General features: G+C 44.7%; 11 protein-coding genes. All 11 read left to right on the top strand.

The genetic code is table 11. The features are described 5' to 3' along the window. The first annotated feature begins 1 nt into the window (after window position 1). The 11 genes from lpxD (at window position 2) to AB6D80_RS09550 (ending at window position 12,212) form a co-directional block, all read left to right on the top strand. Window positions 2-1,033, top strand: coding sequence for a UDP-3-O-(3-hydroxymyristoyl)glucosamine N-acyltransferase (gene lpxD / locus AB6D80_RS09600; protein ID WP_371708266.1), 1,032 nt, complete (start codon window positions 2-4; stop codon window positions 1,031-1,033). A 93-nt stretch (window positions 1,034-1,126) separates the two neighbouring features. Next, a complete protein-coding gene (fabZ, locus tag AB6D80_RS09595; protein ID WP_009847408.1) occupies window positions 1,127-1,579 on the top strand; it encodes a 3-hydroxyacyl-ACP dehydratase FabZ in 453 nt (150 codons plus the stop codon). Between the two features lies 1 nt (window position 1,580). Beyond that, complete coding sequence (lpxA, locus tag AB6D80_RS09590; protein WP_009847407.1) at window positions 1,581-2,369, top strand: acyl-ACP--UDP-N-acetylglucosamine O-acyltransferase; 789 nt, start codon at window positions 1,581-1,583, stop codon at window positions 2,367-2,369. A 129-nt stretch (window positions 2,370-2,498) separates the two neighbouring features. Then, window positions 2,499-3,695, top strand: coding sequence for a lipid-A-disaccharide synthase (gene lpxB / locus AB6D80_RS09585; RefSeq protein ID WP_372188392.1), 1,197 nt, complete (start codon window positions 2,499-2,501; stop codon window positions 3,693-3,695). 48 nt (window positions 3,696-3,743) lie between these two features. Further along, window positions 3,744-4,364, top strand: coding sequence for a ribonuclease HII (rnhB, locus tag AB6D80_RS09580; RefSeq protein ID WP_012604594.1), 621 nt, complete (start codon window positions 3,744-3,746; stop codon window positions 4,362-4,364). 143 nt (window positions 4,365-4,507) lie between these two features. Then, window positions 4,508-7,987 (top strand): DNA polymerase III subunit alpha, encoded by a 3,480-nt coding sequence (gene dnaE, locus AB6D80_RS09575; protein WP_372188391.1) that lies wholly within the window; start codon window positions 4,508-4,510, stop codon window positions 7,985-7,987. 45 nt (window positions 7,988-8,032) lie between these two features. Beyond that, on the top strand, window positions 8,033-8,992 hold the full coding sequence (gene accA / locus AB6D80_RS09570; RefSeq protein ID WP_009847403.1) for an acetyl-CoA carboxylase carboxyl transferase subunit alpha: 960 nt from the start codon (window positions 8,033-8,035) through the stop codon (window positions 8,990-8,992). Window positions 8,993-9,122: 130 nt separating this feature from the next. Continuing rightward, a complete protein-coding gene (gene tilS / locus AB6D80_RS09565) occupies window positions 9,123-10,469 on the top strand; it encodes a tRNA lysidine(34) synthetase TilS (protein WP_017103658.1) in 1,347 nt (448 codons plus the stop codon). Between the two features lie 46 nt (window positions 10,470-10,515). Further along, the gene (locus AB6D80_RS09560) at window positions 10,516-10,839 is read left to right on the top strand and encodes a cytochrome c (protein ID WP_012604592.1); all 324 of its coding nucleotides are present in this window, start codon (window positions 10,516-10,518) and stop codon (window positions 10,837-10,839) included. Window positions 10,840-10,969: 130 nt separating this feature from the next. After that, window positions 10,970-11,308 carry a nitrogen regulatory protein P-II gene (gene glnB, locus AB6D80_RS09555; protein ID WP_017063373.1) on the top strand — a complete coding sequence of 113 codons (339 nt, stop codon included), beginning with the start codon at window positions 10,970-10,972 and terminating at the stop codon, window positions 11,306-11,308. 61 nt (window positions 11,309-11,369) lie between these two features. Beyond that, on the top strand, window positions 11,370-12,212 hold the full coding sequence (locus AB6D80_RS09550) for an endonuclease/exonuclease/phosphatase family protein (protein ID WP_029223041.1): 843 nt from the start codon (window positions 11,370-11,372) through the stop codon (window positions 12,210-12,212). Window positions 12,213-12,220: the final 8 nt, after the last annotated feature.

The following is a 12,220-nucleotide window of genomic DNA, read 5'->3' as shown; positions in this document are numbered from 1 at the left end:
TATGAAGAATCTGACCTTAGCCGAATTGGCAACGATTACCGGTGGAGAGCTACACGGAGACGGTACAGTTACCGTTTCAGCAGTCGCTCCTATGGATAAAGCGCAAGAAGGAAATATTACGTTCCTTTCGAACGTGAAGTACAGCAAGCACCTTGGTGACTGTAAAGCATCCGCTATTATGGTTAAAGAGAGCGAGCGTGAACTGTGTAAGACCAACGTTATTGTGGTCAGCGACCCTTATGTTGCTTTTGCTAAGGTTGCTCAAGCGCTTGATACCACGCCAGCGCCAGCTGCGGGTATTGCTGATTCTGCTTCAATTTCAGGCGACGCGAGCATTGGACAAAATGTGTCTATTGGTGCCAATGCTGTGATTGAAACTGGCGTAGTACTTGGTGATGACGTCGTTATCGGTGCTGGTTGCTTTATTGGTCAAAATGCAAAAATTGGCGCAGGTACTAAGCTTTGGGCTAACGTAAGTGTTTACCATGAAGTGGTGATTGGCGAAGCATGTCTGATTCAATCTAGTACAGTGATTGGATCCGATGGTTTTGGTTATGCGAATGAGAAAGGCGAGTGGGTTAAGATCCCGCAAGTCGGTTCAGTTCGTGTTGGTAACCGCGTAGAAATCGGCGCGTGTACTACCGTTGACCGTGGTGCATTAGATGACACTATTATTGAAGATAACGTTATCTTAGATAACCAACTTCAGATAGCTCATAATGTTCACATCGGATATGGTTCTGCTATTGCAGGTGGTACTATCATCGCCGGCAGCACAACGATAGGTAAGTACTGTATTATTGGTGGCGGTTGTGTGATTAATGGTCATATAGAAATCGTTGACGGCGTTACAATCACCGGTATGGGGATGGTAATGCGCAGTATCACCGAAAAAGGCATGTACTCTTCAGGTATTCCTTTACAGCCAAATAAAGATTGGCGTAAAACAGCAACGCGAGTTCACCGTATTGATGAAATGAACAAGCGTTTGAAAACCGTTGAAAAACTTATCGAGAACAGCGCGGAATCATAATTCCAGCATTTCTAATAAAAGGCTCGCGTACAGCGAGTCTTTTTCGTTTATAATCCTTCTCATTAAATAAAGAATATACATAGGAATACGACTTTGACTACTGAACAGACAACGATGAACATTACTGAAATTCAGGAACTATTACCTCATCGCTACCCATTCTTAATGGTTGATCGTGTGACTAGCTTTGAAAAAGAAAAAACACTGACTGCGATTAAGAATGTTTCTGTTAACGAACCTCAGTTCACAGGCCACTTCCCACAACTTCCTGTATTCCCAGGTGTGTTGATCTTAGAAGCAATGGCGCAAGCAACAGGTCTTCTAGCATTTAAATCTTTTGGTGCTCCTTCTGGTAATGAGCTTTACTACTTTGCTAGCGTAGATAAAGCGAAGTTCCGCAAGCCAGTAGTGCCAGGTGACCAATTGGTTATCGAAGTTGAGTTCTTAAAAGAACGTCGTGGCATTGCATCGTTTAACGGCGTTGCTAAAGTAGACGGCGTAGTTGTATGTTCAGCTGAACTTAAATGTGCTCGTAGAGAGTTTTAATATGATTCATGAAACAGCGAAAATTCACCCGGCAGCAGTAATCGAAGGTGATGTAACTATCGGTGCTAACGTGACGGTTGGTCCTTTCACTTACATTGCTGGTAACGTGACAATTGGTGATGACACTGAAGTGATGTCGCATGTTGTGATCAAAGGTCACACGACAATTGGTAAGCAAAACCGAATCTTCCCACACGCAGTGATTGGAGAAGAAAACCAAGATAAGAAATACGGTGGTGAAGATACGACTGTTGTGATCGGTGACCGTAATGTGATTCGTGAAGCAGTTCAGATCCACCGTGGTACAACTCAAGACAAAGCGACCACTGTGATTGGCGACGACAACTTACTTTGTGTAAATGCTCACGTAGCGCACGATGTTATTGTTGGAAACCACACTCACATTGGTAACAACGCTATCCTTGGCGGTCACGTGACGGTTGGCGATTACGCTGGCGTAATGGCACTGTCTGCGATTCACCCGTTCTGTTCAATTGGCGCTTATGCGTACATTGGCGGTTGTTCTGCGGTTGTTCAAGATGTACTGCCGTACGTGCTTGCACAGGGTAACCACGCAGCGCCATTTGGTTTGAACCTAGTGGGTTTGAAGCGTAACGGATTTGAAAAACCAGAAATTCGAGCATTACAGAAAGCGTACAAAGAGTTATACCGTTCAGGCAAAACACTTGAAGAAGCGAAAGCCGCTTTAGTTGAAATGGCGAAAGAGTTTGCTTCGGTAACTCCTATGTTAGAAATGCTAGAGAGCTCTGAGCGCGGTATTATTCGTTAATACTTGATGTGGTTATGTACCAATCAATATGAGTATGACAATAGTTACCTCGTTAGATTGGTATAACAAAAAGATCGCTACTCGTTAGGCGATCTTTTTTGTTTTAGGCAAGAAGGGAATTAGAAAACTATGGCACAGCAAGAAGCAGCAACCAATAGCTTGGACTTTGTTTCGAATGAACCTCTGCGTGTAGGTATCGTTGTCGGAGAACTCTCTGGTGACACGCTTGGCGAAGGCTTTATTAAAGCGATCAAATCACAATATCCGAATGCTGAGTTCGTGGGTATTGGCGGACCAAAAATGAAGGCGCTTGGTTGTGAGTCTCTTTTCGAAATGGAAGAGCTTGCCGTGATGGGGCTTGTAGAAGTGCTTGGTCGTTTACCTCGCTTGCTAAAAGTGAAAGCGGAGCTAGTTAAGTATTTTACTCAAAACCCGCCAGATGTCTTCGTCGGTATCGATGCGCCAGACTTTAATCTAAGACTTGAATTAGATCTTAAGAACGCGGGCATTAAGACTGTTCATTATGTCAGCCCTTCAGTCTGGGCATGGCGTCCAAAGCGTATCTTTAAAATCGACAAAGCAACCGATTTGGTACTGGCTTTCTTACCATTCGAAAAAGCGTTTTATGATAAATATAACGTTGCTTGTGAATTCGTTGGCCACACGTTGGCTGATACAATTCCACTGGAGCCGAATAAAAAAGAGGCTCGCGATCTTTTGGGTTTAGATCAAGATAAGCCGTGGTTAGCGGTATTGCCAGGTAGCCGTGGTGGTGAAATGAGTTTGATTGCTCAACCATTTATCGAAACTTGTCAGCGCATTAAGCAAAAGTACCCTGATATCAATTTTGTTGTTGCATTGGTTAATGAACAGCGCAAGAAACAGTTTACAGAGATCTGGCAATCGACGGCACCTGAACTTGAATTTACCTTGGTAGAAGATACGGCTACCAATGTGATTACTGCTGCTGATTCTGTTTTGTTAGCTTCTGGTACTGTTGCTCTTGAGTGTATGTTGCTGAAACGCCCAATGGTCGTTGGCTACAAGGTCAACAAGCTCACTGGCTATATCGTTAAGAAATTGTCGGTCACAGAATTTGTCTCGTTACCGAATATCCTAGCGGGTGAAGAAATCGTAAAAGAACACATTCTTGAAGAGTGTCACCCAGATTACCTTTTCCCATCGGTCGATAAGATGCTTTCAACTGACAACGCGCCACTTATTGAACGCTTTACTGAAATGCATCACTGGATTCGTAAAGGTGCTGATAAACAGGTAGCTAACGCAGTTCTGAAATTGATCGGTCGAGAGTGTGTTGAATCATAAAGTGCTTCTTTCAAAAGCATTTGCTTAAAAGTTACAAAGAGAATTGTCATGGCAGTAAAAGAGAAAAAAGAATTTCCTCCTTTTGAGTATCCTCAAGGCTACCAGTTATTCGCTGGTGTTGATGAAGTGGGGCGTGGGCCGTTAGTTGGTGATGTAGTTACCGCCGCGGTTATCCTCGATCCGAATAACCCAATCGAAGGCTTGAACGATTCCAAAAAACTGTCTGAGAAAAAGCGCCTTGCTCTGCTTCCTGAAATTAAAGAGAAAGCCTTGGCATGGTCTGTGGGTCGTTGTTCCCCACAAGAAATTGATGAGTTGAATATCTTACAAGCGACTATGGTAGCTATGCAGCGTGCTATTGCCGGGCTGAGTGTTCAACCTGATATGGCGCTAATAGATGGAAACCGAGTCCCTGAGCTACCGATGGCCGGTCTGGCTATTGTGAAAGGGGATTTACGGGTGGCTGAAATCAGCGCAGCGTCTATCATCGCTAAAGTGGTTCGTGACCAAGAGATGGAAGAACTTGATAAGCTTCATCCAGAGTTTGGTTTTGCTAAACATAAAGGTTACCCGACAAAAGCGCATTTTGAAGCGATTGAAAAACATGGCGTAACCGAGCATTACCGTAAAAGCTTTAAGCCAGTAAAACGTATTCTTGGCATAGATTAGAGCGAATTGAATAAGCTCTATATAGATTAGAGCTTTACGTAAACTAGAGCTTAGCATCGAATAAAGTTGCTTAGTGGCGCTAGAAAAAAATAGAATACACACAGTTGTAATCCTAGGCTCAAACCTAGAACTCAGGAAAAATAATGTCAGATCCAAAATTTGTTCACCTACGCGTACACAGTGACTTTTCGATGGTGGATGGCCTATCCAAGGTGCCACCATTAGTTAAAAAAGTCGCTGAAATGGGTATGCCTGCTCTAGCATTGACCGACTTTACCAACCTGTGCGGTTTGGTGAAATTCTACGGTACTGCTCATGGGTGTGGGGTTAAACCAATTATTGGTGCTGACTTCTTGATGCAGTCTCCTGATTTTGGCGATGAATTGACAAAACTCACCGTTATTGCAACGAATAATAAAGGCTACAACAACCTAACGTTATTAATATCAAAAGCTTACCTTCGTGGCCATGTGCAGCATCAGCCTGTTATTGATAAAGAGTGGCTGATTGAACATGCGGAAGGCCTGATTCTTTTATCGGGTGCAAAAGAAGGTGAGATTGGTAAAGCGTTGCTGAAAGGCAATAGAGAGTTGGTTGCAAGCAGCGTTGAGTTTTACAAAACACATTTCGCAGACCGTTTTTATCTGGAGCTCATTCGAACTGGACGCACGGACGAAGAGTCTTATCTGCACTTTGCGCTGGAATTAGCCGAGCAAGAAGACCTGCCTGTTGTCGCGACTAATGAAGTGGTCTTCATTTCCAAAGACTTGTTTGACGCTCATGAAATCCGTGTGGCGATTCACGACGGCTTTACCATGGTTGATCCACGTCGACCGAAAAACTACAGTCCACAACAGTACCTCCGTAGCGAAGAAGAGATGTGTGAGTTGTTCTCAGATATCCCTGAAGCATTAGAGAACAGTGTTGAGATCGCTAAGCGTTGTAACGTGACTGTACGTTTAGGGGAGTACTTCTTACCTAACTTCCCGACGGAAGGTTTAGCGATTGAAGACTTCCTGATCAAAAAATCAGAAGAAGGTCTTGAGCGACGTTTAGCATTCTTGTTTCCTGATGAAAAAGTCAGAGCTGAACGCAGGCCTGAATACGATGAGCGACTTAAAATCGAGCTAGAAGTAGTTAATAACATGGGTTTCCCAGGTTACTTCTTGATCGTAATGGAGTTCATCCAGTGGTCAAAAGATAACGATGTACCAGTAGGCCCAGGTCGTGGTTCTGGTGCTGGTTCTTTGGTGGCTTACGCGCTTGATATCACCGATCTTGATCCACTTGAATATGACTTGCTGTTCGAACGTTTCTTGAACCCAGAACGTGTATCCATGCCCGATTTCGATATCGATTTCTGTATGGATAAACGTGACCAAGTTATTGACCACGTAGCTGAAATGTACGGCCGTGATGCCGTTTCTCAGATCATCACCTTTGGTACTATGGCGGCAAAAGCGGTAATCCGTGACGTTGGCCGTGTATTAGGCCACCCATTTGGTTTTGTTGACCGAATTTCTAAGCTGGTTCCGCCTGATCCGGGCATGACGCTAGAGAAAGCATTCCTCGCAGAGCCTGCATTGCCTGAACTTTATGATGGTGATGAAGAAGTTCGTGAGCTGATTGATAAATGTCGAATTCTAGAAGGTTGTACGCGAAACGCAGGTAAGCACGCGGGTGGTGTTGTAATCTCACCGACCACGATTACTGACTTTGCACCTATCTATGCCGATGCGGAAGGTAACTTCCCAGTAACGCAATTCGATAAGAATGACGTAGAAACTGCTGGCTTGGTTAAGTTTGACTTCTTGGGGCTGCGTACACTGACGATCATTGACTGGGCACTTGGCCTAGTAAACCCTCGTTTAGCGAAAGAGGGGAAAGATCCGGTTCGTATCGAGTCGATTCCTTTGGATGATCAAGCGTCATTTAACTTATTACAGAATTCAGAAACGACGGCGGTATTCCAGCTGGAATCCCGCGGTATGAAAGACCTGATCAAGCGTCTACAGCCCGACTGTTTTGAAGATATCATCGCATTGGTGGCCTTGTTCCGTCCGGGCCCTCTGCAATCAGGCATGGTAGATAACTTTATCGACCGTAAACACGGACGAGAGGCAGTATCTTACCCTGATGAAACGTGGCAACACGAATCGTTAAAAGAAACACTAGAACCGACTTACGGTATCATCCTGTATCAAGAACAGGTAATGCAAATCGCTCAGATCCTTGCGGGTTATACGCTTGGTGGAGCCGATATGCTGCGTCGTGCGATGGGTAAGAAAAAGCCAGAAGAGATGGCAAAGCAGCGCGGTACCTTTAAAGAAGGTGCTGAAGCCAATGGTGTTGATGGCGAACTGTCCATGAAGATCTTTGACTTGGTAGAGAAGTTTGCGGGCTACGGCTTTAACAAATCTCACTCGGCTGCATACGCACTGGTTTCTTATCAAACACTGTGGTTGAAAACACACTACCCTGCGGAATTCATGGCGGCAGTAATGACCGCGGATATGGATAACACCGAGAAGGTTATTGGCCTTGTCGATGAGTGTTTCCGTATGAAACTCAAGCTCCTTCCACCTGACATCAACTCGGGCCTATACCGCTTTAATGTGGCTGAAGATGGCGCAATTGTTTATGGCATCGGTGCAATTAAAGGGGTTGGTGAAGGCCCAATTGAAGCCATCATCGAAGCGCGTAACAAAGGTGGTTACTTTAAAGACTTATTCGACTTCTGTGCACGTCTTGATCTGAAGAAGGTCAACAAACGTGTTATCGAAAAGTTGATTCTATCCGGAGCCTTAGATAGATTAGGTCCTCACCGAGCGGCGATGATGGCATCTTTGAAAGATGCGGTTAAGGCAGCAAGCCAACATCACCATGCTGAGTCGTTCGGTCAATCTGATATGTTTGGTGTGTTGACCGACGCTCCGGAAGAGGTTGAACACAAGTATACTCAAGTGCCTAAATGGCCTGAAAAGGTTTGGCTAGAAGGTGAACGCGAAACGCTTGGTTTGTATTTAACGGGTCACCCGGTGAATGCTTACATTAAAGAACTTGCGAAATACACCAGCTGTCGCTTGAAAGATGCGACGCCGACTCGTCGTGACCAATCCTTGACGATTGCAGGTTTGGTCATTGCGGCTAGGGTCATGACCACGAAGCGCGGTACTCGAATCGGTTTGATGACTCTTGATGACCGATCGGGTCGGATGGAAGTGATGTTGTTCTCTGATGCGCTCGATCGCTACGCAGAATTGCTCGAGAAAGACAAAATTGTGGTTGTTTCTGGACAGGTCAGCTTTGATGATTTCAATGGTGGGCTTAAAATGTCCGCGCGCGAGGTCATGGACTTAGGAAGCGCCCGTGAGAAATATGCTCGTGGGGTGTCGATATCTATCGAGCAATCCCAAATTAACGGTCAATTTTTTGAACGCTTTGGTCAAATCTTAGAACCTTATAGAGCCGGAACGGTCCCAGTCAATGTATACTACCAACGTGCCGACGCTAGAGCGCGGTTAACATTGGGCACAGAATGGCGTGTGACGCCAAGTGATACATTACTAGACGAATTAAAACAGCTGCTTGGAAATAGCCAAGTAGAACTCGAATTTAACTAAAATTTAGCTCCGTAACTGCGGAGCTGAATCAACAAGGATTCATAGATGAGCCTGAACTTTCTAGAATTTGAAAAGCCTATCGCTGAACTTGAAGCAAAAATCGAAGCGCTACGTGACGTTTCGCGTCACGGTGGTGACACAGCGGTAGATCTAGACAAAGAAATTGAACAACTAGAGAAAAAAAGCTTAGAGCTTAAACAGAAAATCTTTAGTGACTTGGGTGCATGGCAGGTAGCTCAACTTGCTCGTCACCCTCAACGTCCTTACACCAAAGATTACCTGGAGCATGCCTTTACAGAGTTTGAAGAGATGGCGGGCGATCGCGCTTACGCTGACGACAAAGCAATTGTGGGTGGTATGGCTCGTCTAAATGGTCGTCCTGTTATGGTTATTGGTCACCAGAAAGGTCGTGAGACTAAAGAGAAAGTGATCCGTAACTTTGGTATGCCAAAGCCAGAAGGTTACCGTAAGGCACTTCGCCTAATGGAAACGGCTGAGCGTTTCAACATGCCAATCATTACTTTCATCGACACAGCGGGTGCATACCCAGGTGTTGGTGCAGAAGAGCGTGGTCAATCTGAAGCTATCGCTAAGAACCTAAAAGTGATGGCCGGCCTTTCAGTTCCGGTTATCTGTAACGTTGTAGGTGAAGGCGGTTCTGGTGGTGCACTAGCGATTGGTGTTGGTGATTACGTGAACATGCTTCAGTACTCTACGTACTCAGTAATCTCTCCAGAAGGTTGTGCTTCAATCTTATGGCGTGATTCAGATAAAGCGCCACAAGCTGCTGAAGCGATGGGCCTAGTAGCTCCTCGCCTTAAAGAGCTTGAGCTTATCGATGAAATCATCCCTGAGCCTCTAGGTGGCGCGCACCGCGATCCAATACAGACAGCTCAGAACATGAAAGACATGTTAGTTAAGCAGTTAGAAGAGCTAGAGCAATTTGATAACGAAGCACTTCTAGAGCGTCGTTACCAGCGTCTAATGAGCTACGGTTACTGCTGATAAGCGACCTTAGCAAGGTATAAGACCTGCTTTCCGTAACAAGTTGATGAAAGGGTTGGACTCAGTGCCAACCCTTTTTTATTATTAAAACATTCTCCTTTCTCATTAGTACACACGGCTCACTAACCCCATGACTCACTTAATCGAAACTTTTACCTCTGCATTTCAACAAAGCGATCTCAAACCTCGTCGGTTAGTCGTTGCTTTCAGTGGTGGTGTCGATTCGCGAGTGTTATTGGAATTGGCTGCGCAATACGCTAAGTCCCATCACATTGAGTGCTGTGCGGTGCACGTTCATCACGGTCTCAGTAAGAATGCTGATCTTTGGGCTGAGCAATGCCAAACATGGTGTGATGCTTTGTCGGTTTCGTTAGCAGTAGAAAGGGTCTCGCTGGATATCAATAATGGTGAGAGCGTAGAAAAGCTGGCTCGAGATGCTCGATACCAAGCTTTTCAGCAGCACATCAGACAGGGCGATGTGCTTGTTACCGGTCAACACATTGACGATCAACTTGAAACCTTCTTGCTGGCGTTAAAACGTGGCAGTGGTCCGAAAGGACTCTCTTCAATGGCGAAAGTGATGTCGTTTAGCGAAGCGTTTATTGTGAGACCTCTGCTGTCAGTGACTCGATCAGACATCGAAGCGTCGGCTCACGATATGGGGTTAACTTGGGTCGAAGATGAGAGTAATCAGGATCTGCGCTTTGATCGAAATTTCATTCGTCATCAAGTCACTCCGACGTTGACAGAGCGCTGGCCTAGCTTTCGAGAATCGGTCTGTCGCAGTGCTCAATTATGTGCAGAACAAGAGTCGCTACTCGACGAACTGCTTGAGTCTCACTTACAACAAGCTTTGGGAGGCTGTAACAGTAAGAGCCAGAGCTTAAGCATTGATTCGTTATCTCAGCATTCTGATTTGTTACGAGCACGTTTGATCAGAATGTGGATCAGCCATTGTAATCAACCGATGCCAAGCCAAAAGCAGCTAAAACTTATTTGGGATGAAGTGGTTTGTGCTCAGGCAGACGCCAATCCTAAGCTGGTGTTGAATGATGTTGAGATTAGGCGCTTTAATCATCAGCTCTACTTGGTACAAGACACTAAAGATTTGTCGAACTGGGAAAGTGAAATCTTGATTGATGAGAATTTATTACTGCCTGATGGTTTAGGTGAGATCCATTTGAAAGCGGTGTCGAGTGCTAGTGCATCTAATAACCGAGAGGTACAACCGTTTTCCCTTACTAAAGCCAACGGAACCTTACGAGTGATCTTTAACCCTGAAGGAGTGTCGGCTCACCCAGTTGGTCGTGGTCATAGTCGAAAACTCAAGAAGCTTTTTCAGGAATACCAAGTACCCAGCTGGTTAAGACGTCGAACGCCGATATTAATGGATGGCGATCGAGTGATCGCTGTTTTAGGCTTATTCGTAGATAAAAACTACGAAGGTCAAGATTGTGAAGCGCTTTGGAGCAAGTAGAAAAAGTTTGTGTCACAATTCACCGTCACTTTAATAAAAATAATTAATGGAATATGCAATGAAGAAAATTACACTAGGATTAGTTCTTGGATTTGGACTATTGAGTGGTAACGCTCTGGCGGGTGATGTTGCTGCGGGTCAAGCTAAAGCGGCAATCTGTGCGGCTTGTCATGGCGCAGACGGTATCGCAATGATCCCAGGATATCCAAACCTTAAAGGCCAAAACGAGCAATACATCGCTTCATCAATTAAGGCATATAAGAACGGCCAGCGCACCGGCGGTTTGGCGGCTGTAATGCAGGCTCAGGCTTCAATGCTGAGTGATGAAGATATTGCTAATCTAGCTGCTTACTACTCAAGCCTTAAGTAAAACCTTCTTAAAGCGCTGATTAAACAAGATGATAAATTTCGAGCCAGAGCTTTAATGCTCTGGCTTTTTTCATTGAATGTTTACTATAGCTAACCGATAATGAGCTATTCGCACAGTTTAAGGGATGAACATGAAAAAGATTGAAGCCATTATCAAGCCATTCAAACTTGATGATGTACGTGAAGCACTTGCAGAAGTGGGTATTACGGGTATGACAGTATCTGAAGTTAAAGGCTTTGGACGTCAAAAAGGTCATACTGAGCTATACCGTGGCGCAGAGTACATGGTCGATTTTTTACCTAAAGTGAAATTGGAAATTGTTGTGACCGACGAAGTGGCTGACCAATGTGTTGATACCATTATCGAAACGGCTCAAACAGGTAAAATTGGTGACGGTAAGATCTTCATTACTGAAGTTGAACGTGTGGTACGTATTCGTACTGGCGAAGAAGACGAAGACGCCGTATAAAAAAACTATTACCTTAAAAGGAGCGTTTATCGCTCCTTTTTCATTTCTGGTAGGGTGTTGTATGTTTAAGAAAACCATCATTGTTATCACGTTATTGATAACGCTTGCTGTTGTTAGTTTTCATTTTATCTTCGTGATCCCGAATAAACCCAACTTGATCACTTCTTCTCAAAATACTAGCAACGATATCTATAGCTGCTACCAAAACTCAGCCCCGAAAGCGATTGATGTGTCTGATGGCCTAGACATTACCGTGTGGAATATCTATAAGCAAAACCGAAATAATTGGCAAAGTGAGTTAAATAAGCTGTCAGCCGGTAGCGATTTAGTTTTGCTGCAAGAAGCGAGTATGACAGAAGGGCTTCGCCAATGGGTAACGAGTGGTCAATGGGGAAGCACTCGAGTGAATGCATTTGAAGCCTTTGAGAAAAGTGCTGGTGTACTTAACTTAGCGACGCATCTACCGATTGAAGCTTGTGCTTATACTCATGAAGAACCTTGGCTTCAATTACCCAAATCGGCACTCTGGTCTCGCTATCTGCTAAGTAATGGCGAAGAACTGGCTGTGATTAATATCCATGCGGTGAACTTTACCTTTGGTACGGAAGATTATGAGGCTCAGCTCAAGAGCTTAACCGACAATCTCCAAAAGTATCGTGGGCCTGTTATTTTTGCTGGGGATTTTAACAGTTGGAGTGAAGCTCGCTTTGCTGTATTGAAAGATGCGTTGGAACAGGTAGGTTTGACGGAAGTTGCTTTTGAACCAGATAACCGTACACAGTTTATGACAGGGTTGGTGCTCGATCATGTGTTCTATCGAGGGTTAGAAGTAGACAAAGCAAAGGCGCCCATTACGGACGCCTCTGATCATAACCCTATGCGAGTGACCTTTAAGGTTAAATAGTAATAAGC

Source organism: Vibrio sp. 10N.247.310.17 (assembly GCF_041466605.1).
GTDB classification, from domain to species: domain Bacteria; phylum Pseudomonadota; class Gammaproteobacteria; order Enterobacterales; family Vibrionaceae; genus Vibrio; species Vibrio tasmaniensis_A.
The sequence above is the reverse complement of the archived record's forward strand: the minus strand, read 5'-3'. Positions and strand labels throughout refer to the sequence as shown.

Excerpts from the sequence above, each read along its gene's own strand:
- tilS (WP_017103658.1), top strand. The coding sequence starts at position 9,123 with ATGACTCACTTAATCGAAACTTTTACCTCTGCATTTCAACAAAGCGAT.
- rnhB (WP_012604594.1), top strand. The coding sequence starts at position 3,744 with ATGGCAGTAAAAGAGAAAAAAGAATTTCCTCCTTTTGAGTATCCTCAA.
- AB6D80_RS09550 (WP_029223041.1), top strand. The coding sequence starts at position 11,370 with ATGTTTAAGAAAACCATCATTGTTATCACGTTATTGATAACGCTTGCT.
- accA (WP_009847403.1), top strand. The coding sequence starts at position 8,033 with ATGAGCCTGAACTTTCTAGAATTTGAAAAGCCTATCGCTGAACTTGAA.
- lpxB (WP_372188392.1), top strand. The coding sequence starts at position 2,499 with ATGGCACAGCAAGAAGCAGCAACCAATAGCTTGGACTTTGTTTCGAAT.
- lpxD (WP_371708266.1), top strand. The coding sequence starts at position 2 with ATGAAGAATCTGACCTTAGCCGAATTGGCAACGATTACCGGTGGAGAG.
- lpxA (WP_009847407.1), top strand. The coding sequence starts at position 1,581 with ATGATTCATGAAACAGCGAAAATTCACCCGGCAGCAGTAATCGAAGGT.
- AB6D80_RS09560 (WP_012604592.1), top strand. The coding sequence starts at position 10,516 with ATGGAATATGCAATGAAGAAAATTACACTAGGATTAGTTCTTGGATTT.
- glnB (WP_017063373.1), top strand. The coding sequence starts at position 10,970 with ATGAAAAAGATTGAAGCCATTATCAAGCCATTCAAACTTGATGATGTA.
- dnaE (WP_372188391.1), top strand. The coding sequence starts at position 4,508 with ATGTCAGATCCAAAATTTGTTCACCTACGCGTACACAGTGACTTTTCG.